General features: G+C 48.3%; 23 protein-coding genes. 15 read left to right on the forward strand and 8 right to left on the reverse strand.

Annotated elements, in window-relative coordinates; all coding sequences use genetic code 11:
• The first annotated feature begins 88 nt into the window (after positions 1-88).
• The 6 genes from sdhA (at position 89) to JOD82_RS17280 (ending at position 6,106) form a co-directional block, all read left to right on the forward strand.
• A complete protein-coding gene (gene sdhA / locus JOD82_RS17255; protein WP_061830109.1) occupies positions 89-1,834 on the forward strand; it encodes a succinate dehydrogenase flavoprotein subunit in 1,746 nt (581 codons plus the stop codon).
• A gap of 19 nt (positions 1,835-1,853) precedes the next feature.
• On the forward strand, positions 1,854-2,621 hold the full coding sequence (gene sdhB, locus JOD82_RS17260) for a succinate dehydrogenase iron-sulfur subunit (protein ID WP_013311795.1): 768 nt from the start codon (positions 1,854-1,856) through the stop codon (positions 2,619-2,621).
• Between the two features lie 161 nt (positions 2,622-2,782).
• The gene (locus JOD82_RS17265) at positions 2,783-3,592 is read left to right on the forward strand and encodes an AAC(3) family N-acetyltransferase (RefSeq protein ID WP_209949714.1); all 810 of its coding nucleotides are present in this window, start codon (positions 2,783-2,785) and stop codon (positions 3,590-3,592) included.
• Between the two features lie 65 nt (positions 3,593-3,657).
• Positions 3,658-4,602 carry a metallophosphoesterase gene (locus JOD82_RS17270; protein WP_209949715.1) on the forward strand — a complete coding sequence of 315 codons (945 nt, stop codon included), beginning with the start codon at positions 3,658-3,660 and terminating at the stop codon, positions 4,600-4,602.
• A 105-nt stretch (positions 4,603-4,707) separates the two neighbouring features.
• Positions 4,708-5,448: a metallophosphoesterase family protein gene (locus JOD82_RS17275; protein ID WP_025724028.1), complete on the forward strand. Its 741-nt coding sequence runs from the start codon at positions 4,708-4,710 to the stop codon at positions 5,446-5,448.
• A gap of 49 nt (positions 5,449-5,497) precedes the next feature.
• A complete protein-coding gene (locus JOD82_RS17280; protein WP_209949716.1) occupies positions 5,498-6,106 on the forward strand; it encodes a GNAT family N-acetyltransferase in 609 nt (202 codons plus the stop codon).
• A gap of 342 nt (positions 6,107-6,448) precedes the next feature.
• Here the strand turns inward: JOD82_RS17280 and JOD82_RS17285 are convergent, their stop codons facing one another.
• The 4 genes from JOD82_RS17285 to JOD82_RS17300 all read right to left on the reverse strand — a co-directional run bounded on the left by JOD82_RS17285 (position 6,449) and on the right by JOD82_RS17300 (position 10,336).
• Positions 6,449-7,336 (reverse strand): NAD-dependent epimerase/dehydratase family protein, encoded by an 888-nt coding sequence (locus tag JOD82_RS17285; protein WP_209949717.1) that lies wholly within the window; start codon positions 7,334-7,336, stop codon positions 6,449-6,451.
• A gap of 331 nt (positions 7,337-7,667) precedes the next feature.
• The gene (locus JOD82_RS17290) at positions 7,668-8,408 is read right to left on the reverse strand and encodes a GTP pyrophosphokinase (RefSeq protein ID WP_209949718.1); all 741 of its coding nucleotides are present in this window, start codon (positions 8,406-8,408) and stop codon (positions 7,668-7,670) included.
• A 155-nt stretch (positions 8,409-8,563) separates the two neighbouring features.
• Positions 8,564-9,373 (reverse strand): histidinol-phosphatase, encoded by an 810-nt coding sequence (locus JOD82_RS17295; protein ID WP_209949719.1) that lies wholly within the window; start codon positions 9,371-9,373, stop codon positions 8,564-8,566.
• Positions 9,374-9,433: 60 nt separating this feature from the next.
• On the reverse strand, positions 9,434-10,336 hold the full coding sequence (locus JOD82_RS17300; RefSeq protein WP_023990132.1) for a LysR family transcriptional regulator: 903 nt from the start codon (positions 10,334-10,336) through the stop codon (positions 9,434-9,436).
• Between the two features lie 428 nt (positions 10,337-10,764).
• Here JOD82_RS17300 and JOD82_RS17305 point away from each other — a divergent pair, with 428 nt between their 5' ends.
• From JOD82_RS17305 to JOD82_RS17325, 5 genes are all read left to right on the forward strand, one after another.
• Positions 10,765-11,223, forward strand: coding sequence for a chemotaxis protein CheX (locus JOD82_RS17305; RefSeq protein WP_061830098.1), 459 nt, complete (start codon positions 10,765-10,767; stop codon positions 11,221-11,223).
• A gap of 39 nt (positions 11,224-11,262) precedes the next feature.
• Positions 11,263-12,042, forward strand: a complete 780-nt coding sequence (locus tag JOD82_RS17310) for an SDR family NAD(P)-dependent oxidoreductase (protein WP_028541460.1) — start codon at positions 11,263-11,265, stop codon at positions 12,040-12,042.
• Between the two features lie 122 nt (positions 12,043-12,164).
• The gene (locus JOD82_RS17315; protein ID WP_029518262.1) at positions 12,165-13,556 is read left to right on the forward strand and encodes a DEAD/DEAH box helicase; all 1,392 of its coding nucleotides are present in this window, start codon (positions 12,165-12,167) and stop codon (positions 13,554-13,556) included.
• A gap of 18 nt (positions 13,557-13,574) precedes the next feature.
• Positions 13,575-14,321 carry an ABC transporter ATP-binding protein gene (locus tag JOD82_RS17320; RefSeq protein WP_013311782.1) on the forward strand — a complete coding sequence of 249 codons (747 nt, stop codon included), beginning with the start codon at positions 13,575-13,577 and terminating at the stop codon, positions 14,319-14,321.
• A 2-nt stretch (positions 14,322-14,323) separates the two neighbouring features.
• Positions 14,324-15,547: an ABC transporter permease gene (locus JOD82_RS17325; RefSeq protein WP_039272674.1), complete on the forward strand. Its 1,224-nt coding sequence runs from the start codon at positions 14,324-14,326 to the stop codon at positions 15,545-15,547.
• Positions 15,548-15,658: 111 nt separating this feature from the next.
• Here the strand turns inward: JOD82_RS17325 and JOD82_RS17330 are convergent, their stop codons facing one another.
• On the reverse strand, positions 15,659-15,775 hold the full coding sequence (locus JOD82_RS17330) for a hypothetical protein (RefSeq protein ID WP_023990126.1): 117 nt from the start codon (positions 15,773-15,775) through the stop codon (positions 15,659-15,661).
• Between the two features lie 206 nt (positions 15,776-15,981).
• Between JOD82_RS17330 and JOD82_RS17335 the strand changes: the two genes are divergently transcribed.
• The gene (locus tag JOD82_RS17335) at positions 15,982-17,259 is read left to right on the forward strand and encodes a sensor histidine kinase (protein WP_209949762.1); all 1,278 of its coding nucleotides are present in this window, start codon (positions 15,982-15,984) and stop codon (positions 17,257-17,259) included.
• A gap of 101 nt (positions 17,260-17,360) precedes the next feature.
• Here the strand turns inward: JOD82_RS17335 and JOD82_RS17340 are convergent, their stop codons facing one another.
• Positions 17,361-18,659 carry an aminotransferase class I/II-fold pyridoxal phosphate-dependent enzyme gene (locus tag JOD82_RS17340; protein ID WP_069012636.1) on the reverse strand — a complete coding sequence of 433 codons (1,299 nt, stop codon included), beginning with the start codon at positions 18,657-18,659 and terminating at the stop codon, positions 17,361-17,363.
• A gap of 180 nt (positions 18,660-18,839) precedes the next feature.
• On the opposite strand from JOD82_RS17340, the gene JOD82_RS17345 reads away from it, so the two are divergent.
• The gene (locus tag JOD82_RS17345) at positions 18,840-19,625 is read left to right on the forward strand and encodes a helix-turn-helix domain-containing protein (protein WP_069012637.1); all 786 of its coding nucleotides are present in this window, start codon (positions 18,840-18,842) and stop codon (positions 19,623-19,625) included.
• Between the two features lie 187 nt (positions 19,626-19,812).
• Here JOD82_RS17345 and asd read toward each other — a convergent pair whose 3' ends face one another.
• Together asd and JOD82_RS17355 are read right to left on the reverse strand one after the other, a co-directional pair.
• Positions 19,813-20,610, reverse strand: a complete 798-nt coding sequence (asd, locus tag JOD82_RS17350) for an archaetidylserine decarboxylase (RefSeq protein WP_029518267.1) — start codon at positions 20,608-20,610, stop codon at positions 19,813-19,815.
• Between the two features lie 88 nt (positions 20,611-20,698).
• Positions 20,699-21,826, reverse strand: coding sequence for a YheC/YheD family endospore coat-associated protein (locus tag JOD82_RS17355; RefSeq protein WP_029518268.1), 1,128 nt, complete (start codon positions 21,824-21,826; stop codon positions 20,699-20,701).
• A 204-nt stretch (positions 21,827-22,030) separates the two neighbouring features.
• Here JOD82_RS17355 and JOD82_RS17360 point away from each other — a divergent pair, with 204 nt between their 5' ends.
• A complete protein-coding gene (locus JOD82_RS17360; RefSeq protein ID WP_209949720.1) occupies positions 22,031-23,194 on the forward strand; it encodes a glycosyltransferase family 4 protein in 1,164 nt (387 codons plus the stop codon).
• 113 nt (positions 23,195-23,307) lie between these two features.
• Complete coding sequence (locus tag JOD82_RS17365) at positions 23,308-24,087, forward strand: WIAG-tail domain (RefSeq protein WP_209949721.1); 780 nt, start codon at positions 23,308-23,310, stop codon at positions 24,085-24,087.
• Positions 24,088-24,094 lie beyond the last annotated feature (7 nt).

Consider the following 24,094-nt stretch of genomic DNA (forward strand, 5'->3'; position numbering starts at 1 on the left):
TCATATCAATTATACATCGTGTTGAGATTCTATTTTCAAACGTAAAAGGGGATTTGGTTAAAATCCTGAAAAAAAGGAGTGAGCAGAAATGGCAGCATCCAACATTATTGTCGTGGGCGGCGGTCTGGCAGGTCTAATGGCTACGATCAAGGCGGCAGAGGCGGGAGTTCACGTTCATTTATTTTCTTTGGTTCCGGTCAAAAGGTCCCACTCCGTTTGTGCTCAAGGCGGCATCAACGGTGCGGTTAATACCAAGGGTGAGGGGGACTCACCCTGGATTCACTTTGATGATTCAGTCTATGGCGGGGACTTTCTGGCCAACCAGCCTCCGGTAAAAGCGATGTGCGAAGCGGCTCCGGGGATCATTCATCTCATGGACCGCATGGGCGTCATGTTTAACCGGACACCGGAAGGACTGCTGGACTTCCGCCGCTTCGGCGGTACCCAGCATCATCGGACCGCCTTTGCCGGTGCGACGACAGGACAGCAGCTTCTGTACGCTCTCGATGAGCAGGTACGGCGCTGGGAATCTGCGGGTTTGGTGACCAAGTACGAGAACTGGGAGTTTTTACAGGCTGTACTGGATGATGAAGGCATCTGTCGAGGGATTTGCGGGCAGGATTTGCGTACGATGGAAGTGAAGACTTTTGCGGCGGATGCAGTTATTTTGGCGTCTGGTGGCCCCGGGATTATTTTCGGTAAAACCACGAATTCCGTCATTAATACGGGCACGGCTGCCGGTGCAGTGTATCAGCAAGGCGTACGCTATGCGAACGGTGAGTTTATCCAGATTCATCCGACGGCTATACCAGGTGATGACAAGCTGCGTCTCATGTCCGAGTCGGCAAGGGGAGAAGGCGGTCGTATTTGGACGTATAAGGACGGTAAGCCATGGTATTTCCTCGAAGAAAAGTATCCGGCTTATGGAAATCTGGTCCCTCGTGATATTGCGACACGTGAAATATTCAGTGTATGCGTTGATGATGGACTGGGTATTAATGGCGAGAACATGGTCTACCTCGATCTGTCCCACAAGGACCCGAAAGAGCTGGATGTAAAGCTGGGCGGCATTATTGAAATTTATGAAAAATTCGTCGGTGACGATCCGCGCAAAATCCCGATGAAAATATTCCCGGCTGTTCATTATTCAATGGGCGGTATGTGGGTCGATTACAATCAGATGACGAATATACCGGGCTTGTTCGCGGCTGGTGAGTGTGAATTCCAATATCACGGTGCGAACCGTTTGGGTGCGAACTCGTTGCTGTCAGCCATTTACGGCGGGATGGTGGCTGGACCTAAGGCTGTGGAATACATTAAAGGCTTGAAAAAATCTGCACAGGATATAGCTACCTCCGTATTTGATGCGGCAGTTCATCAGCAGACGGAGAAGTATGAGCGTATTTTGCATATGGACGGAAAAGAAAATGCTTATGTTCTTCATAAAGAGCTGGGTGAGTGGATGACGAACAACATGACTGTGGTTCGTTATAATGACAAGCTGGAAGCTACGATCCACAAGATCAAGGAGCTGAAGGAGCGTTACTCTAACATTAACATCAATGACGCTTCGCGTTGGAACAATGCGGGTGCGGCGTTTACACGGCAACTGTGGAATATGATGGAGCTGGCTGAAGCGATGACCAAAGGTGCGCTACTGCGCAACGAAAGCCGCGGGGCCCATTACAAACCAGACTTCCCGGATCGCAACGATGAGGATTTCCTGAAAACAACGATTGCGGACTGGACACCGGAAGGACCACAAATCTCGTATGAAGCGGTGGATGTTTCGCTGATCAAGCCGCGTATTCGGGATTATTCCAAGAACAAATAACGGAAGGGAGTGTATTTAGATGTCGGAGCAAGCAGTGAAGTCGAATAAAACAGTGAAGTTCGTTGTGACCCGTCAAGCTGATCCTAAAGCCAGTCCCTATACGGAAGAATTCGAATTAGCTTATCGTCCGGGGATGAATGTGATTAGCGCGCTGATGGAAATTCAGCGTAACCCGGTGGACAGCCACGGTAAAGAGACGGCTCCGGTATGCTGGGAGTCGAATTGCCTGGAGGAAGTATGCGGAGCATGCTCCATGGTGATTAACGGCAAGCCACGTCAGGCCTGTGCAGCACTCGTCGATAAGCTGGAGCAGCCGATTACGATCGCGCCGATGAGCACATTCCCGGTAGTTCGGGATTTGGTCATCGACCGCAGCCGGATGTTTAATGCGCTCAAGAAGGTCAAAGCGTGGATTCCGATTGACGGTACCTACGATCTGGGCCCTGGTCCTAGAATGGCAGAGAAGAAGCGTCAGTGGGCGTATGAGCTGTCCAAGTGCATGACCTGCGGTGTCTGTCTGGAAGCTTGCCCGAACGTCAACGAGAAGACGACGTTCATCGGACCAGCGGCGATATCTCAGGTTCGCCTGTTTAACAGCCATCCGACAGGGGAAATGAATCAGGAAGAGCGGCTGGAGGCGTTGATGACGGACGATGGGCTGGAAGGATGCGGGAACTCGCAAAACTGCGTACGCTCTTGCCCGAAAGGCATTCCGTTGACAACTTCTATTGCCGAAATGAATAAGGAAACGACCAAGCATATGTTCAAGCGCTGGCTGACTGTATAGCAAATAGGTTATGCCCAAACAGGCTTTTTCTCAAACTGGAGAAAGCCTGTTTTTTTGCGCTCAGAAAAGATGGAGGGTAACATGGAGGAAGGAGCGCGGATAGCAGTTATGGTATAATTATGGTATTGTGTATCGTTTTTGGAGAAAAGGAGGCTGGACAGGTGACTGTGCAACCGATAACGAATCGACCTGTCACTAGGTCGGATGTCATGAAGGGATTAAAGGAGCTGGGAGTTCGGAGCGGCATGACATTGCTTGTTCACTCGTCGATGCGCAGCTTTGGATGCTTTATTCCAGGCGGGGCCTCGGCCATTCTTGCCGCGCTAACCGAAGCGGTTGGCCCGGAAGGGACGCTGGTGATGCCGACACAGTCTCATGACTTGACTGATCCCTCGACTTGGATGAACCCACCTCTGGACGAGTCATGGTGGGAATTGGTACGCGAGGAAATGCCCGCTTATGATCCGGCCTGGACGCTGACCGGGGGGATGGGCATCATTGTAGAAACGTTCCGTGGCCTGCCGGGAACCAAGCGCAGCGGGCATCCGCATGTTTCTCTGGCGGCACGTGGACCTGCTGCTTTGGGATTACTGACAGATCATCAGCTCGACTATGGGCTGGGTGAGCATTCGCCCTTGGCAAAGCTGTATGAGGCAGATGCCTATGTGCTGCTGTTGGGGTGCGGACATGACAGCAACACGTCCTTGCATTTGGCGGAATATCGAACAGCCTATAATGGACGAGAAGTGATCATGCATCAAGCTCCTATGATGGTGGATGGAGCAAAAGCGTGGGTATCTTTTCAGGATTTTAATATTACCTCAGATGACTTTGAGAAGCTGGGACTTGATTTTGAACGGGACTGTCCCTCAGCTTTTACGCGAGTGAACATTGGAGAGGCTTCATGTTTTTTCGCGAGGCAACGTGATTTGGTAGACTATGCGGAGCAGTGGTTGTCCACCCATCGCTAAAGCTTCTGGACAGTAAGAGTTTCTAAAAAGTGAGATCAAGGAATAGATCGCAAGGGGGAACGCATATGGAGAAGACGCCGCACACCCGCCGCGAGAGTCAGGATGGCCCGCATCAGGGGGCCGCTATCCCTCCCGGTTCTTCGCGGCGTTCCATTTCAAATGAACCAGCCAATCCTTCGCGCCGTCATTTTTTGAAAAAGGCGGCTTTAGCCACAGCCGGAACAGCGCTTCTGGCTGGAGGATATGCTTCCTTATGGGAGCCTAATCATTTGGAAATTACACGCTTCAACTTGACTCTCCCTCGTCTTCCGTCTGCTTTTGACGGAATCAGGGTCGTACATTTCAGTGATGTGCACTTGGGTTTTCATATGGATGAGCAGGATCTGCGCGAGCTTGCGGACCGTATAGCAGGTCTGAAGCCAGATTTGCTCTGTTTTACAGGCGATATTGTAGATGACTATGCAGTATCCATGAAGGCTGCTGTTCCAGTTATGGCTTCGATGCACGCCACACTTGGCAAATATGCTATTTTGGGCAATCATGATTATAGAGGCTTACCAGCCGGAGTTCAGGAATTGTATCCGAAAACCGGGTTTACGCTGCTGAGAAACGAGCATGCGATTGTAGAGCTTGCGGGACAGCATGTAGCCATGGTCGGTTTAGAGGATAACATTATGGGCAAGCCCAATCCGCAGCGTGCCATTCACGGGCTACCTGATGAGATGTGCAAGCTGCTGCTGATGCATGAGCCGGACTATGCAGATGTAGCGGCGCAAATGTCCTTTGATCTTCAACTGTCGGGGCATACGCATGGAGGACAGGTACGCTTGCCGGTCATTGGAGCACCAATGCCGCCTCCGGGTGGACGCAAGTACATCCAGGGGTTATTTCATGTGGGAACAGAGAGAATGCCGCTGTATGTCAGCCGAGGCATTGGCATGACACATTTGCCGATTCGCGTGCTGTGCAGACCGGAGCTTAGTGTCATTACGCTAAAATCCGGCCAATAGGCCATGATCTTTTTTTCATCTTTATCATATATGTTGGAACTACATAAAGATGGCTTGAATGTAGTGTAGAGATGTAGTCGTTTCGGACAAAGGAGTGAGGTTCAGATGGATCGTATTGCTGTCATTTCAGATATTCATGGCAATTGGCCTGCCTGTGAGGCGGTGCTGGAGGATATTGCTTCCCGAGGCATTAGCCGTGTGTTTTGTTTGGGGGATCTGATCGGCAAAGGGCCTAGCCCGTGCGAGGTTCTGGATGCTGTCCGTCAACGTTGTGAAGTGGTCGTGCGGGGGAATTGGGATGAGCTGGTTAGTATTACGGATGATCTCAATTTTAGCTGGCAAGCCGAGCGCTTGGGTGCAGAACGAGTGCAGTATTTGGCACAGTTACCGTTTCATTATGATTTCAGAATGAGCGGACGCCGTATCCGTCTGGTGCATGCCTCGCCGCAAAGTGTATATCACCGTGTGCAGCCATGGGATGAGCCGGAAAAACGGCTTGCCATGTTCGATCCGTTAGCAGAAGAAAATGGAAAAGTTGCTTTTGCCCCAGATGTCGTGGGATATGGTGATGTGCACAATGCTTTTATCCAGCATTTTCAGGGAAAAACCCTTTTTAACGTCGGCAGTGTCGGGAATCCGTTGGATGTTACGCAGGCTTCCTACTGCATTTTAGAGGGTGAGATGGGAGAGGAGCAGCCTACGTCCTTCTCCATTCATTTTGTACGTGTACCTTATGATATAGAACTGGCGGTAAAACAAGCGGAGGAAGCTGCTGTGCCTTCTTTGCCGTATTATATTCGAGAGCTGCGCACAGGAATTTACCGCGGGATTCAGGACCTGGATTAATATGAAACATTCATTTCTAAAAGCCAATCCATCCGCAGGGGGGAACATTGTGCTGACCAGAGAAATGCTTCGTCTTGGGCTACCGGAGCTTTACACCCGCCGAGTCCGATTGCGCCAGCTAAGAACGGAGGATTATCCCGCGCTGGAACGGATTCTATCCGATCCATTGGTGATCCAATATGTGAATCGAATTCGCAAACCAGTTTATACACGAATGCGGCGTCTGGTTGCGCAAATTAAAATATCTGCTGATTCACTAGATTCCCTGCATTTTGCGGTGGAGTGGCATCAGAGAAATACAGGAGAAAGCAATCTACTTGGTGAATCCAATGAGCTTACCTCCTCACCGTTGCTCGGTATCGTCTCTTTTCAGCAATGGAATGAAAGAACGGGTGAGGCACAGCTGGGCTATATTCTGGATCGTCCTTTTTGGGGACAGGGGCTGGCTACAGAAGTGGTGGGAGAAATGCTAAATTTTGGTTTCGGATCTTTGAAGCTTAAGCGGATCGAAAGTCGTTGCCAAGAGGATAATCAGGCTTCCATGCGCGTACTTATTAAAAATAAGATGCGCCTGCTGCGTACAATTGGTGCTTATGATCCCTCAGGCGAGGTGCCGAGTGTATTGGTATTTTCAATGACCCAAGGGGATTATGCGTAGAAATGGCAGTGGAATATTTTGTTACAAAGATGAAATATAACTGCAAAACAACTCTAACACAGGACGGGTACAATACAGACATGACCCCCTTTTGAATAATATATGTTGCTGGGACCCGATGATTCGGGTCCTCTTTTTTTGTTATTCTGTAGTAGGGCATTCTCTATCGCTGTGACGGCGAGTGGTCTTCTTGCCTTGGCTGCGCTCATTTGTATTTCATTTTGTTACAAAAATGAAACATAACTGCAAAGTTACTTTAACATACAGTGGGTACAACATAGACATGACCCCCTTTAAATCATATATATATTGCTGGGACCCGAAGTTTCGGGTCCTCTTTTTTTATGATTTATAAGAACGGTTCAGGCTGGTTATCAGCTCTGGAAGCCATTCATTCAGGGAGAGAAATGAGTACCCCTCTGACTGGGCTTTGGACGTATCCATGTACCACGATTGTGTAATACCGAATGGAGACATGTGCTCGTCTGCTGTTTTTTCTTTCACCACAGCTTGTTTTCCTGTTGTCTGCTCAATGATCGAAATGATCTCCCCAATCCTCACTGTACCGTCGGAGCAAGCATTTACAGGACCTGATAAATGAGTGTGACCGAGCCAAAGCAGAAAATCTGCGGCTTCATCGGATCGAATAAATGAGATTTGTGCTTCGGAATTAGGGACTCCGATTTCTGTTCCTTCACGAACATGTTCGAGATGAAAATGAAGCCTTTTCGTATAATCATCTGTCCCCAATACAATCGGAAAGCGAACAGCGACTACAGGGAATGTAGCTTGCTGCATAAAAACTGCTTCTGCCTGCCGTTTAGCTTCCTGATATGTAAAATCGTCTTTCCCGCCCTTGCGAACCGGGTAAGATTGAGGGTCAAAGATGCTCTCTGTCAGCACTTCCGGGCTCGAATCATAGACGGATAGGCTGGAGGTAACAATATACCTCTTGGCTTTAGCATCAAAAATGCGGCAGGCTTCGCTGGCTTCATCTGGAGAAAAGCAAATATTATCATAAACAACGTCCCACACTTGCTCACCTACCGCCTCAGCGAGCGCTTGCCGGTCGGTACGGTCTGCACAGATCCGCTGAACGCGGTCACCAAACGAATCGCTCGTTTGGCCTCGTGTGAGGATGGTAACGGAGTTCTGGGAGCTCTCCAGCAGACGTTCCACCAGTCTCTTGCCAAAAAAGCGCGTTCCACCCAAAACAAGTATCTTTTTCATACTTACATCACTCCTTATATATTAAGGTAGACGAAATAATGACTGTTAAGGATACAGAGCGAATGAAAAGAGTTTGATGAAGTGCTCTTAGTTACATAGTTTATCTAACAATTAAGTAAAAAGAGGAGGATCATAGGCTGTAGTGGAGTCGCATGTCCTGAGGGGGCAGATGAATTTGAACAGGAGTGGAGAATTTGAATCTGAAGAAGCGCAGGCGCTCGCCTTTGCAATGGGATTCTACCCTTTAAAGGGCTTATAATATCCAGTGAATCCCGTTGCAACAGCGATCATAAGATCAAATCATTCGCATAGCGTTGAGCACCGCCTAATCTTACTCTCCTAGAAGCTTCAAGAAATTGGCCGGCACCGTAATTTGCTGATTATTAATCATAATCTTCCGAAGCTCCTCTATGGAGTCCTCTTCACCTCTAGCGTCTTTAATCTCCTTGATCTCACGATGCAGTCGCTCCATTTGAAGATCGAGAGCATTAGCGGAATCTGCTGCGTTCTTTAATTCACGTGTCAGGTTTTCGGGCACAGACTGGTTGTATTTATAAAAGATTTTATGCTCCAGGCTGGCCCAGAAATCCATCGCAATGGTTCGAATTTGCACTTCTACGCAGACTAGCTCCTCACAATCCGACATGAATACAGGAACTTGAACCAGCAAATGCAGGCTCTGGTAACCATTCGGCTTGGGATTCTTGATGTAATCCTTAATTTCCAGTACCTTCAAGTCACTTTGTCTCTGAAGCATGTTATTGACATCATAAATGTCAGAAATAAAAGAGCAAGTAATTCGCAAACCTGCGATATCCTTAATATGATCTTTGATAGCATCCAGCGATAACTCGCTATTTTTACGAATCATTTTATTCATGATGCTCTCAGGAGATTTAAGGCGTGATTTGGTATGCTCAATAGGGCTGTAATCGTGCAATGCTTGAAATTCCTGCTTTAATATTTCAATCTTGGTTTCCATTTCGTCGAGCGCAAATTTATAAATGAGCATAAATCGCGTGATGTCATGCTTTAGCTTTTTAAGCTTGTCCATAGGATCTTCCAAGTGCATATGTAATTCTCCTCACACATAGATGTCATAATCTTGCTAAGCGTTCGCCTTTGCAATGGAATTATCACCTTATAAATTACAATCCCCAACAATCCCATTGCAGCAGCGTTCGTAAGATCAAATGATTTGCGGAGCGGCAATTCCCACCTTGAATTTTAAAGCGCCACAGGAATTTTACGTTTTTCTTTAAAATAGACCCATTCCCGGAAGCCGATATCCTTCAGCATTGCCTTTACCTCTTCCCAGTCATCGCCTACACGCGAAGGCTTATGAGCATCCGAACCAAAAGTAACCTCCACACCAAAATGGTGCGCTCTCTCTAAAATAGAAGCAGACGGGTACCATCCGCCACTTAGCTTGGTTTTACCCGAAGTGTTAATTTCAATCGCCACATTGGATTCCGCAATTACCCGCAAGGTTTCATCAATGGCTGCATCAGCAGGAATGTCTGAAAAGGCAGGGAAGTTCCCCTTCATTGCGTCAATATGGCCTAAAATCTGAAACATGCCGCTTCGCGCAGATTCCTGAATGAGCGCATAGTAGGCTTGTTTGACCTCGATTTTACGAGCATCGCTTAATTTGTTCCAACGGTTACGGTTAAAAATGCTGTCCCCTTCGACATTGTGAATCGACCCAATGAGGTAATCAAATGGATAAGGAGCCAGAGTGGAACGATATAATTCAGCAAAATCAGGAAAATAATCCGTTTCCAAACCGAGGAGCACGTCAATACGGCCTTCGTATTCCTTTTTAAGCTGTTGTACCTCTTCTACGTATTCAGCAAGCTGTGACTTAGCCATATAAATTTTAGGAAAAGCCTGATCTTGTTCGCTGCCCAAGAAAGGGGAATGGTCCGAAATACCAATCGCTTGTAAGCCCGACTGAATGCCTGCTTCAATGTAATCTCGAATGTTTCCGTCTGCATGACCGCAGCGGAAATGATGGGTGTGCAGATCAAATTTCATAGCCTGTCTTCCTTTCGTAATCAGGGTTTATATTTCGTATGGTGTTCATAGTGAATTACGTTATTCAGAACTGGTAAAATTCGTCTCCGGCATCCCCTTCAGATCACTTAAAAATTGCTGCATGGCTGAGTTTAGATATCGGCCGGATTTATAAATCACTCCTACAGGATGACTAACTTCCAGCTCGGGAATATGGATCATTTTTAATGTGCCTGCACGCAGTTCAGAAGTGACCGATAGTCTGGAAATAATGGCAGCACCGAGATTAATTTCGACCATCCGTTTGACTTCCTCACTGCTGGACAACTCGATCACGACATGAGGCACGATTTGGTGCTTTTTAAATACATCATCCACGAATTTTCGTCCCACCGTATCGGGAGAGAGCAGAATCAGCGGAATTTCCCGAAGGGCTTCAATGGTAGCATGGGGTTGTGAAGCCAGCGGATGAGTAGGAGACACGACTAGCTCAAAGGAATCGTAATACAGAACCGAAGTGCTTAAATTAGGATTACGTTCGATCAGATAGCCGATGCCAACATCAATAAGTCCGTTCTCCACCTGCTGATAAATCATGGAGGAAGCCATGGATTGAATGGAGGTTTTGATAAGAGGGAACTGATCCTGAAAGTAGGAAAGCACGCGCGGTAAAATTTGAATAGCGATGGATGTTGTGGTACCCAGCGCAATGTGACCCTGTGGTGTTTCGTTTAGATCGTACAATTTTTGTCTTAATTCCTCAACAACCTCCAATATGCGCTCGGCGTGTTCCAAAAAAACAGCTCCCCGGTCGGTCAGGGTGACAGGCTGGTTGCGGTCAATCAGAATGGTTTTGAACTCATCCTCTAGACTTTTAATTTGGGCGGACACCGCCGGCTGCGTCAAATTGAGAAGTTCTCCGGCTTTGCGGAAGCTCATCGTTTTGGAAATCATGATAAGTGTTTCAAGTTGACTGATGTTCATGAAGTTCCTCCTCTCTTTTCTTAATCTTGTCGCAGCTGTATAGAATGAATATTTTTAGCCAATCCATAGGTTCATATGTAAAACCGTCGTTATGCTTTATTTCATTAAATTATAGGTTATTCGAGCAGGAAGGGCAATGAATCGAAGCAGAGCACCTTAAAGTGTGGTATATTGGGAAATAAAGACTAAAGTCCTGATATCCTTCAAAAATAATCAATCTAAAACCGGTAAGAAGAAAGATATAGGACATTATTCACATTTTTTGTGGTTTAGCTATAAAAAATTACCGGGTAGCTGTCGATAAGTGATATAGAGAGCATTTTATTGAGGATCGATTCGTTTTACAGTAATATTTAATTAAAAAATTCTAATTTAAATGGGACTTTTGTTGTGTGTCTAAAAGCCCATCGTAAAGGGGCGCTTTGATCGTGAAGGCAGAAGTGATAAATCCTTTTTTGGAGTCGGCGCGACGGGTCATTGAACAATTGATCCAAGTATCTCCTTCACCCGGAAATCTTGGTGTGAAAAATGTCGAGCTGGTGGACGACCACATCTGGATTATGATCGGGATGACCGGACAGCTTAGCGGAAATATTGTGTTCGGCCTGAATGAACAGGTGGCGCTACGTATGGTATCAGCGATGATGGGCGGATTTGTGTTGACTGAAATTGATGAGATGGGAAAAAGCGCAATTTCAGAATTGGGCAATATGATTAGTGGTAATGCCAGTACGATTTTGTCCAGTCAGGGAATTGTCGTGGATATTACGCCTCCGCAGGTCATGAAATCAGAAAACTTGACCACTTTTGTGCCTCAGCGTGCCCTTTATATTCCGCTTACGGTGGAAGGAATTGGTGAGCTGGATATTCAGGTGATGATCTCTTAATATTAAAGGAGCAAGTTTCTTTAATGCGGAGGGATGACCGTGAGTATACTACAGGACAAGATAGTTGTGATTACAGGTGCATCTAGTGGGATTGGCGCCCTTTGCGCTCAGTTGTTAAGCGAAAAGGGCGCGATTCCTATTTTAACAGCACGCTCACAGGAGCGACTGAAGCAAGTATCTGCGGGAATCAGCGGCAGACATGAGCTTATCCAACTGGACGTCACCCGCCAGGAGCAGGTAGAGGCTGTTGCTGCCCGAGTATTGGAACAGTACGGACGGGTCGATATATTGCTTAACAATGCGGGCTACGGAAAGTTTGAGTATTTTAATGAAACCGACCTGACGGAATTTGAACAAATGATGGACGTGAACTACATGGGTGTTGTTCGCTGCATCAAGGCGTTTCTGCCGCAAATGACAGAGCGGGGCCATGGACAGATTGTCAATGTAGCATCAATGGCTGGGAAAATCGGGACAGCCAAATCGTCTTCTTACACGGCGACGAAGCATGCGTTGCTCGGTTTCAGCAATGCGCTCCGGCAAGAGCTGCGCGGGAGTGGAGTGACTGTAACGACGATTAACCCCGGGCCGATCGACACACCGTTTTTTGAACTGGCAGATCCTTCAGGAGGATATGTTCGAAATGTAAGCTGGTTTATGCTACAACCAGATAAGGTAGCACGGCATATCGTAAGAGCGATGGAGCTTGGCAAGGAGGAGGTTAATCTGCCACGGTGGGTATCTCCTTTTCTCAAGCTGTATCAGTTAGCTCCCAGACTGACCGACAGGCTGGGGCATGGTGTGATGAATAAGAAATAAAAGATGTCCCGTAAGCCATTAGCTATGGTGAGGGACATCTTTTATTTTTGTGATTTGGTAACAGGGCTATTTTCGCATATAATGGAGAGTAACGAATTTACGTATAGGGGTTGGACCTTTTCATGACATTGAATTTTGAATCGCTCGGCGTTGAACAAGATCTGTTGGACAAACTGACTGAGCATGAAATTACACAGCCTTCGCCAGTTCAGGCAGAGGCTATACCGGAAATAATGAAGGGAAAGCATGTATTGGCGCGCTCACAAACTGGCACAGGCAAGACACTGGCTTATTTGTTGCCGCTGTTGCAAGCGATTGATCCACAGAAAAAGGCTACGCAAAAGCTGATACTAGCTCCAAGCCAGGAACTGGCCATGCAAATTGTACGTGAGGGTCAGCGCTACGGAGAGCATCGTGGAATCCGTGTACTCGGTCTGATTGGTGGGGCGGCTATTAAACGTCAAATCGAAAAGCTCAAGGATCATCCACAGCTTGTCGTGGGCACACCAGGACGTGTACGGGAACTCATCGCTTCGAAAAAGTTGAAAATGCACAATATTACAGCCATTGTCATCGATGAGGTGGATCAGATGTTCCAGCTCGGCGGAGCAGGCGATGTAACCAACATATTGGGCACCGCCCAACGTGATCGTCAATTGGTATTCCTGTCCGCAACGCTGAACGATGAGATTCAGTCGCTGGCGAAACGGGAGATGCGTGAATACGTAGAAATTGGGATTGATCCCGACCAGAAGACGGCCAGTGGACTGGAACACTATTACTTTGTATCTGAAGAACGGGATAAGGTGGATATGCTGCGCCGTCTGGTGCGTCATTTTAATCCGAGAAAAGCGCTGGTGTTCGTGAATACAACCAATGCCATCGGGGAAATTGAAGCCAAGCTCAAGCATATGGGGCTGACTACGGCGTCCTTGTATGGAGATGCGGATAAAGTTACGCGTAGCAACGTGTTGGCCCGATTCCGTGAGGACAAGCTCAAAGTGCTGGTCGCTTCGGATGTGGCAGCCCGTGGTCTGGATATTGAGGGCCTTGAAATGGTTATTCATTTTGATCCGGCTACGGATAGTCAAGCTTATGTTCACCGTGCAGGACGGACAGGACGGATGGGACGCAAAGGATTGGTGGCATCGGTTGTCACTGACCGTGAAACGTTCATCATGCGTAAGTTCTCCCGTGAACTGGGCATTGACATCGCAGAGCGTGCGTTGCATGGAGGTCGAGTAGTTGTGCCGCGTCCGGCGGATGCCAAGCGTGCACCTGTAAGACCCTCCGAGGCTAGATCCTTATCTAACGGAGCATCGGCGGAGGACCGAAAGGCACCTGTTCGTGCCGAAAACGGACGTCCTGGCAGGAATTCCGCGAACGGTTCAGCTCCAGGCAAGAGCAAAGGTGCAGCCTTGTCCAAAGCAGGAAAAGCACAGCGCGAGCGTGATCGCAAAAACAAGGGTGCACCAAGATGGCTGAAGGAAAAAGGATCAAAACCGAACGAGTAAGGGAGAAGAGGGGGAGTCATGGAACAACAGCCTGTGTTGCAAATTAACGGACTGACCGGCGGATATAGCGCCAAGCGCCCGGTGTTGCATCAGATTTCGCTGGATGTGAAACCGGGCGAAATGGTAGGACTGATTGGTCTGAACGGGGCCGGGAAAAGTACGACCATGAAGCATATTTTGGGCCTGATGACACCGCAGGCCGGAGAAATTCGTGTGCAGGGGCATAAGCAGGATGAAAATCCCGAGGAATATCAGGGAGCCATTGCTTTTGTACCTGAATCTCCAGAGCTGTATCCTGAAATGACGGTGATGGAGCATATGGAATTCACGGCCAGAGCGTACGGAGTTAGCGAAGCAGATTTCCGCACACGCAGTGATCAAATGCTGGACTTGTTCCGTATGCGGGATAAAAGTGGAAGTATGTCGATGCACCTGTCTAAAGGGATGCGCCAGAAAGTGATGATTATGTGTGCATTTTTAGCGGGACCGCCGTTGTATGTCATAGATGAACCTTTTTTGGGTTTGGACCCGCTTGGTATTCGTTCCCTGCTTGACTTTATGTTAGAGATGAAGCGTTCGGGTTCGTCTATTCTGCTCAGTTCTCATATTTTGTCCACGATTGAAAATTATTGCGATCGTTTCATTGTACTTCATCAGGGTGCCATCATTGCGCAGGGTACGCTGGACGAAGTGACAGCACAGGCGGGTAAGCCGGGCATGCCGCTGGAAGATGCATTTTATGAGCTGGTACAGGGCAGGGAATGAGCATGGATTTGCAACGTCTGCATAAAGAAAGACGTGTAGCGTTCTGGGGACAGGTGTTGCCTTATCTGGGCTATGTCATTCAGAGCGGTCTGGCGGTGGTGTTCGGCTTTGCACTGATTGCCTTTGCCGCATGGTACACGTCGCTACTAATGCATACTCCACCGGATTTGCCCATCCGCTGGATCATGCTTATTGTGGCTATTCCGATTGCTCATGCGAGCTTTCGTACGTATTTAAACGCAGCGGATATTGTTTTTCTCCGTCCACAGGAGCACGCAATGCACTATTATTTTAAGGCCAGCCGGATTCGGGGTGTGGTGTATAAAATATTCGGTTTGCTATTGCTGTCTATTATAGTGTGGCCGCTGTATATTCGCAGTGATTCCGCGCCTAAGCCGTTGCTACTGACCCTGCTACTGTTCGTGCTATTAAAGCTGCTATTCAGCTACGGCGGCTGGCAAGAGCTTCGTATGGTATCGATTGGCGGGAGTATAGGCTATCGTCTGCTTCGGTGGGTGTTGGCTGTGCTGATGGTAGCCGCATGGCTATGGCAGCCTCCACTACACAGCGTACCATTTATCATATTGGTCGGTGTGGTGTACGTGCTTGTTCTGCGTTTTCCGGTCAAGCTGCTAGTGGCTTGGGAAAAGCTGATTCGTACAGAGGGTATGCAGGCTGCTCGGGTGATGCGCACTTTGGGCTGGTTTGTCGATGTGCCCGCCCTTACGCAGAGAGTGACGCCGCGCCGTTGGCTATCCTGGTTGGGAGGTAACATACCTTGGAACAGAAGGGGAGCGTATCGTTATCTGCTGTTTAAGACGTTCCTGCGCACAGAGCCAGCAGGTATTGTCATTCGGCTCGGGATTCTGGGGTTGTTAATTATATATATCACCCATGCTAGTTGGATTGGTATTGCAGTATATTTATTTTTCATATTCCTCATTGGTGTACAGGTCACTTCACTAAGGCAGTATCACAAGGATTCGTTATGGCTTCAGTTGTATCCGATTCCTGCGCATAGTCGTCGTGCGTCTTTTCTCGACTTTGTTGTTCGGTTGACGTTGCCGGCTGCTGTGGTTCTGTGGCTTCCTTTTCTGGCAAAGGGAACGGAAGATCTACTGTCTACACTGCTCACGTTGCTTGGGGGAGTTGCAGTAGTGTTCCTGCTACGAGGCGCTCAAGCCAAAAAATGGCGTTTGGACGGTCAGGATGAAGAAGAAGTGTGATTTGTATCTATGTGAATAAAGTAAAGGCTAATTCGCAGGCAGCACTTGCTGCTTGCGAATTAGCCTTTTTTTGTACTGCTATCATAGCCGTGGGTGCAGATATCCGTCAGCTTATATAAAGATCGTTTTGCTGATGATAACTAATAAAATGAACAGTACCAGAATTGTTCCTGTGCTTGTGAATGCGCCGTAACCACCGTAACCGCCTCTTGTTTCTTCTGCTCCCATGCTCATTCTCCTCTCGGTCATTGTGATAAAGGATACATCGTATCTTATGAAGTGGATTTTCAGATTGCGTGGGCCATTGCTCAGGTATGTTGCTGAATCGCCTTATATTTTTCATCAGATGTAGGGGAGGAGAGAGGAAAAGACACGTATTGTCGAGAATAGAAGAAGTACGTAATCATTATCACTTGGAAAGTGGGAAAGACGAGATGCTGATAGATAAGCTGCTCGTGAACATATTTCTTGTGTTTGTACCGTTATTGGTATATAGCGCTTTGTCAGATCATCGGCATATGAAACATACCCCGTTGCTTATGGGAGGGGTGCTGGGTGTGTCTTCTGTGCTTTGCCTTATGTTTTCGTATATTTGGTATGGACTATTTTGGGATCTTCGATATGTTCCTCTGATCCTTTCTGTTTTATATTTTGGTCCTAAGGCAGGGCTTCTGAATATAACGTTGATGGTGATGGCTCGTATGTATATAGATCCTGAGTCTATAGTGGTGAGTTTTCCCAGCATGATGTTGTGTTATTTGGGGCCTCTCTTGGTGAGAAAAAAGTTTATGCAGCTCAATAGTATATTGCTTCGGGTGGGCATGAATATGCTAATGAGTATATGGACCAGTATTGCCATGTTTATATTTCTGTTAATGCATTCCTGGGTCAATGGAAGGCTGGATAAGGATGAGATCGAGCTGATCCGGGCAATACTCTGGTTCGGTATGATTCAATTCCTAAGCATTGGAGCCTCCTCTTTCTGGATGGAGTTTAGTTTGGAACGGGAAGAAATGAGAAGAAAGATTAAATATGCTGAGCATCTGAATACGTTAGGTGAACTGGCTGCCTCTATGGCTCATGAAGTACGGAATCCATTGACCGTTATTAAAGGGTTCTTGCAAATGGTTCAGTCAGGGCTAGAAGGGAAAAATCGCAGATATATTGCTTTGGCACTAGCAGAGGTCGATCGGGCTGAAAGAATTATTAGCGACTATCTGAACTTATCCAGACCGCAGATTGGGAACACAGAGCTGATGGATCTGTCTGGCATGGTTCAACAGATTGTTTTGCTTTTGAAACCGATGGCGACCAAGCAAGGCGTAAGACTGTATACTGAGCTAAGGAATGAAATATACGTACATATGGATCGTAATCAGCTGTTACAGGCGTTAATACATGTGACGAAAAATGCGATCGAAGCTGCGGATGATGGAGGCAGGGTATACATAAAGCTGGCGATTCAGGAAGAGAAGGCATGTCTGCATATTAGGGATACAGGAAAAGGCATGAGTCAGGAGCATCTGGAGCGAGTGGGTACTTTGTTTTTTTCAACCAAAGAGGTAGGAACGGGACTGGGAACGGTCGTCTCCTTTCGAATCATTGAAGCCATGAACGGAAGTATACACTATGAGAGTGAGCCCGGAGTCGGAACGGAGGTAGTCATCCTGCTGCCACTCGCACAAGAATCAATGCTCGCTGCTGAAGGATAGTTTGTTTCGAAGTGTGACTTACAATGGTTCAGCCCATTAAAAAGCGGTATGCCACAACATCCGGCATACCGCTAATGATGCTATATTGAATCTGTTACATATTATGCGTTCAACAAATCTTGTGCGCCACGGTAAACAATGTCATACAGGTCTTCCAGATACTCTTCCTCGATACATGAGAATGCGATTCGGAGATCATATTCACCCAGCGCAATTGTTCCTACCCCATATTGTTCCAGCAAATGTGTGCGCAGTCGTTCAGCGGACAAGCCGTTCAGCTTAAGGCACATAAAATAACCCGAATTGAAAGGATAGTAGCTCCATACATCTCCGTATTTTCCACTATCGAGCAACGCTTTGACTTTATTAGCCCGCCCCTTCATAATTTGGAACTTTTCATTTTTCTGTTGTGCAAAATCGGGTGATTTGAGGGCATCCAGGACGAAGGTTTGAGATGGGTGAGGACCGCTCGAAATCGTTGCCCGAATAATCCCTAATGTTTTTTGTTCCAGTGCGCTCAGTACATCCTGATGTTCCGAAGCAAAGGTAATAAATCCGACACGGAAGCCCCAAACGAATTCTTCTTTGGTAGCTCCGTCAATTTTGACGGGTAGAATTCTCGGATGAAGTCCAGCTAACTGACCGAATAGTGATTCATGCAGGGAGTCCTCGAAGAACAGACCAAAATAAGCGTCATCCGTCACAACTACGACATTGATGCCTGCTTCTGCGGCTTCCTGAATGGCAGCAACAATCGCTTTACCCTCTTCGACTCCCGGTGTGTAGCCCGTCGGGTTATTCGGGAAGTTCAGCACAACGATTGCTTTGCCGTATTCTTTCTGTGCCAGTAGCGCCTCGCGTAATCCTTCACTATTAAAACGTTGATCCTCTGTGAACAACGGGAAATTCACCAAACGTCCATGACGGCGAATACCGAAAGTCAGCTCATAGTTTTCCCAGTTTTTGTCTGGGTAAATGACAGCGTCCCCTTCATCCGTGAACAGGTCGGCAACGATGCTCAAACCATGGGTCAGCGCGTTCGTAACTACGGGAAGGCCATAACCTTTTCCAGCCAATGAAGGGTTTTCCTTCAGCATTTTGTCACGCCATACACTACGAAGTTCAGGTTTGCCCGCAGGGGGTGCGTAAGGGTATAAATCCTTGGGATTGTAAGCGGACAGCTTCTCCTGAATGACCTCCAAATGCATAGGACCGTTACCTTCCGTAGCAATACCAATCGTGGCGTTGTACTTTTTAGCAAGCTTCCCGGCTTCTGCGGATTGACTCAAAATCCCCTCTTTTGGGAAATAAATTTCTTTCCCTAAAAGAGAAAGCATTTGATATACATGCTCGTTGCCTGTCTGAATGTTTTGGTTTAACTGCGCTGCCAGTGGATTCATTCCCGTTTCATCCTTCCAAGTCATTTTGATTACATATTATAGCATCACACACGGTAAGCGTCACGCAAAAGCATCTGGGAGCATAAAAACGCATTTTTTTGCTTAATGAAGGCGCTGAGCTTATATTATAAATTAACGGGATAGAGGACAACCAAAGATTAACAAGAGGAGGTGCAGATTTTGCTGGATACATCTGCGTCATCGTTTATCCTGTTGTCGGCCTTCGCCAAAATTGTGTGCGAGCCGGGCTGGAAATGGCAGGTACGCGAGAAGCCGATGCCAAACTATGATTTATTCTATGTATGGAGCGGAGAAGGAACAGTGGTCTTAAACGGAACATCGTATCCGGTGAGCAAGGGGAGTTGCTTCCTGTTCAAGCCGGGGGATGATACCCGTGCCACACATAACCCGCAAAAGCCGCTCATACTTACCTATATTCATTTTGATCTCATCGAACAACCAGAGCTAGTCCCTGCAAGCTACCGTATGCTGGAGGAAACGTTCGAGGTAGAGCATATGCTTGCCAGGTACGTTCGACTGCGCCTGGAGCGTGCTTACGGAGCTGACGAGGAAGGCAAGCTGATTCTAAAACAACTGATGATTCATCTGCTGCGTGCGGACCGTAAGGAGCCGCAGGAGCAACAGGCCAGTAACCAGCTCACCGAGGTCATTCGGGAAACGGCCAACTACGTGCGTCAGCATCCGGGACTTCCTCATCGCGTCGAGGATTTAGCTGCACGGGCAGGGCTGTCACCGCGTTATTTTTCGATTAAATTCAAGGAGCTGCTAGGTGTTTCCGCGCAATCTCATATTATCAGCATGCGGATTGAGCGTGCACAGCATCTACTGCTGCATGCGGGAATGAATGTGACCGAGGTGGCAGAGGCTTTGGGGTATCGTGACATCTTTTTTTTCAGCCGCCAATTCAAGCAATACACGGGGAAAAGTCCGTCTGAGATCCGGTAATGTTATAGACGGTGGACAAGCTGTTTCGGATTTAGGCATAATGGGAGTAACGCATGACAAATATAAAGGATAAATTCCAAAAAAAGGACCCGAGCCATTACGCCGGGTCCTTTTTTATATGAGCAATTTATATCATTCGATCCCAATGCTCATATGTGTAGCTATAATCCTGTTATGATATATTCACTTATGCTTTGGGATCATGTCGAAAGCAACCCAGACGTTGTCCCATTTTCACCACATCCCCCAGCTTCAATGCGGGGTCTGGCTCAAACGTACCGTTCTCAGTTAGCAAAACGACGGTTGACCCAAATTCGAAATAGGCGAGATCGTCTCCTTTTGTCCATGAGACGGCTTTATCATCCGTATATTTGATGCTACTCACATTCATTGCGCCAACCTTAACGACCGCCACCTCACCGTATTCGTGGGCGATGTACGTAATCTGTCGTTCATTGCGGCTAAGAACTGCTCGCATATGCTGCAAGCCGAAGTCATTCACTGGGTATACCTTGCCGCGCAGATGCTCTTTTTCTACCAGCGTACCGGATACTGGTGCATGAATGCGATGATAATCCGTCGGGCTGAGATAGAGTACAAAAGCATAGCCGTGTGTGTATTTTTCAAGACGCGGAGAGCGGTTAAGAAGCTCTTCCAGCGTATAGTCCTGCCCTTTGACATTCAAAAGAGTGCCGGACGTAATTGGGCCAGTGAAAGTAATCCGTGCATCCACCGGACTGGTCATCACCTCGGCGTTCGTATCAATCGGGCGCATGCCCGCTTTTAATTTGCGTGTAAAATAGGCGTTCAGAGAACGGTATTCCTTCCATTCCTGTTCAGCCTCATGCGTCTGGATCTGGTACGTACGTATAAAGGTGGGGATAAAAAGTCGGCTTGCACCGCTTTGCGCGAAGGAGCCCACAATCCGGCACACCCACTTGCGCGATGATAGCTCCGTCATGAGCCGCAGCCACTGTTTTGCCATTACAGATCCCCCTTGTTCATTTCCGAGCCGTCTTGGCCGGAACCTGTCCGGCCGCTCTGAACTATATTGACACAGAATGTGACGTAAATCAATACAGTGGACGGCCTGGTGAACGTTCGGTATCTGACGAAGGCATCCGTTCGAGAAGCCAACGAGCGTAAGCCATCGGCTGAGTGTATGTTTCTTTCCAGACATTGTGCATGCCAGCCTGGCTGAAGCCATAGCGCTGGTCACGACCGTTGCATTCGATAAAAACAATCTTGCCTTCACGGGTAATTCCCAGATCCAGACCGACATCGGCGAGACGGGGAAGGGTTTGTGCCAGTCGGTGCACGATTTGTAACGAGAGCCGCTCCAGTTCATTCATCAGCCGGACTGCGTTCGAAGTCTGAACCGTCTCTGTTTGTGATAACACCTCCAGTAAGGAACGGGCCGTACCCCCCTGTGCCACATTGGAGACAAAGGTGTGGGAAGGAGCAATTTTAGCGAACATGCCTGTCACACCCCAGATACCGCCATATCCGCGCTGAACCGTCACACGGATATCAAACGGACGATTGTTGTACAAAGCAAGCGGTATGGTTTCCTGTACGATATGAGGCACATGCAGCAGTCGCTTGTGCAGAAATAATGGGAGTTCTCCGACATGCAAACGTAGTGTGGACCAACGCTCAGGTATAGAAGGATGTGCACATTGCAAAGTCCAGCCTCCGCGGGAATGCCGCAGACGCATAATTCCTCTACCCACGCTACCGCTACTGGGTTTAATGACAACATCTCCGGTTTCCTCCATTAAGGTATGGATGGAGGAAAGGTTGCCTTGCAAGGTTTTGGGGAGGTGGATGCGTAGCAGAGGGTCTTCCTGCAGAATTGCATGTATATGGTCTTTGGGGAAACGGTTTTGTTCATTAAAAATATAGTATCCCTTTTGTACAAGCTTGTTGATATCTCTAGCATTTTCATTTTGCCGATAGAGAGTCCGATTGTGGATGACCGGCGGCAACGGAAGAGTCATTTGCCGATACTCGTTGCCGTGTTTAACAAAAGCCCGGCATGTTCCGGTCGCTATATGAATATCCTCCAGACGAAGAAAGCAGGGGATGAGCTCGTAGCTTAACCCGGCGTCCTCGTAATTGGCGATGGATTCATATCGCGTCCTCATGGCGGGAATGCCCCGGTAGGTTGCCGGGTTGAGCATGACGCCGACATGCAACATGAGTATGTCCGCCCTCCTTGTAGCACTCCAACTGATCATACTGTGATTGTAGTCCATCATATGTATCAAAGATCGGCCAGGCATGGACGCTAGCCTTGCGGTAAGCCCAAAGTTAGAAGCGAGGCACCTTTCAGGGAGGCAGACGATATGATACAAGATGAGTGTTGCAGAGTGTTGGAATAAGGTCAGAAAGTAGGTGTGGTGATGCAGAGGCCGAAGGTAGCAGTTGTTACACCGGGCTCCTTTGTTATACCTTCGCCCCGCAGCAGTTCTGTGGAGCGGGTAATTGCCCGCATGGTACCGCTGGCTAGTCATGAGCTTCAGGCGCAGATCTATGGCATAAAGGGAGCAGAGGCATCGGATCATGGCGATGTCGACGGAATTCCCTGCATGCGTTATACGCGGGGAGCAGGTTATATTTCTGAGGTGATTGCTGATTTAAAGAGATGGTCACCAGCGGTAGTAGATGTACACAACCGCCCGGCAGTTGCGTATGCCATTCGCGAGGCTTTGCCCAATAGCCGAGTTGTGCTGACTTTGCATTCGACCACGTTCATCCGGGAGCCTCACCTTGAACGGAAGGACATGGGTAGGCTACTGGCATCAATGGATCGCATTATTGTGAACAGTGCGTATTTGGGAGCAATCGTAGCTTCTGACTGTTCCGAAGCAGTCAGGAAACGCATCGTCGTAAACAAGCTGGGTATCCATCCTGGCGATTTCCTGCCACGGTGGACTCCAGCAGCAGAAGCGGCCAGGTCGGCGCGATTGGACGATTTCGGCTGGTCAGGCCGCCAAATCGTATTATTTGCGGGCAGACTGATGCCAGGGAAGGGCGTTCACCGGCTGCTCAAGGCCCTGCGGCATGTCGTCCGCGCCTGCCCGGGCGTACTGCTGCTCATTGCAGGTAGTGCCTATTACGGGCATGACCGCCTCACGCCGTATACGGCGTCGTTGCATCGGCAGGTGCGTAAACTAAGGTTGGGGAAGCATGTGCAATTCCTAGACTATGTTCCGCATCCAGCATTGGCCTCGCTATATCAGCTAGCCGATGTGACTGTTGTTCCTTCAGTGAAGGATGAGGCCTTCGGGCTGGTCAATCTGGAAGCTATGGCAGCAGGAGTGCCGGTGGTCGCTTCACGAATCGGCGGTATTCCAGAGGTAGTACAACACGGCGAGACAGGCTGGCTTGTGTATCCGTCTCACGGTGAGCAGGAAATGGCCGATGCCATCATCAGGCTGCTCCAGCAACCTGACTTGCGACGACGGATGGGAGAAGCCGGACTTGGCGAGGTACGGAGACGATTTTTGTGGCAGCACTCAGCACAACGCTGGGCACAAATCATAACGGACTGCGTAACGGAGTGACGTAGGCGCTGTTACGCGCATAGGCTATCTTATAGGCATTAGCCATGATTCCCAGCCGGGTGAATGAAGCGGAGCGACCGCTGGTTCACTCCTGTGCCAAAGGAGCGGTCACCATGAACCATCGTACGAACCATAGCCCTAAGGATAAAAGAACAGCACGGCGTAACCTTTCCCATGCGGTTCCCTCCCCCCGTGTTAACAAGGAGAAAGCGGCTTCGACTTCCGGCAGTCATAGACCGAGCCAGCGCGGGACGGCAACGGTCCCTGCCCCTGTAGAGAAGGATACCTCGGTTCAAGCTGTAGAGGAAGCGGCATGGAAGAAGCATAAGCTTCCCAAAACGCTAGAGGAAGCGATGCAGATGAATCGAGCATCTGTACTGCTGTTGTCTGTGCCTGAGTCAGATACGGAATGCAGGATGGATAACGATAAACCGTCTATTACGATGGAAGATCAGGCAGAGCAAGATTCATTACTGGATTGTTCCATAACCAGTATTCACATTGCGGAAGGAAGACACCGCCCAAAGCAGCGCGTGGTCTTGCCTGAGCAAGATATCGATCTAGCTTTCGATACGGAGAAAGAATTAGACTTGAATGCCATTCGCGACGGATCAGCGACCAGTGACGAGGCTTCTGACGATCATATAGCTTCACCTCAATATGGGAGCATTTCTTTTCACCTCCCCGCACAAGCGGATAGGGGTGAAGTGAGCGTTGTATTTGAGAAACCTTTTGTAGATACACAGTATGTAATCACAGCCAATGCCAGTATACCGGGAGTGATGGTATCCGTCACACAACGTCAGAGGTATTCAGCAGTACTTACTGTGGAACGCATACACTCAGGTCCGCTATGTGAAGGGTTGGTCCTTTGGATTGCGATGGGGCAATAATAAGAAG

The sequence above is a fragment of the Paenibacillus sp. 1182 genome, from assembly GCF_017833915.1.
In the GTDB taxonomy this organism is placed as follows: Bacteria; Bacillota; Bacilli; order Paenibacillales; family Paenibacillaceae; genus Paenibacillus; species Paenibacillus polymyxa_D.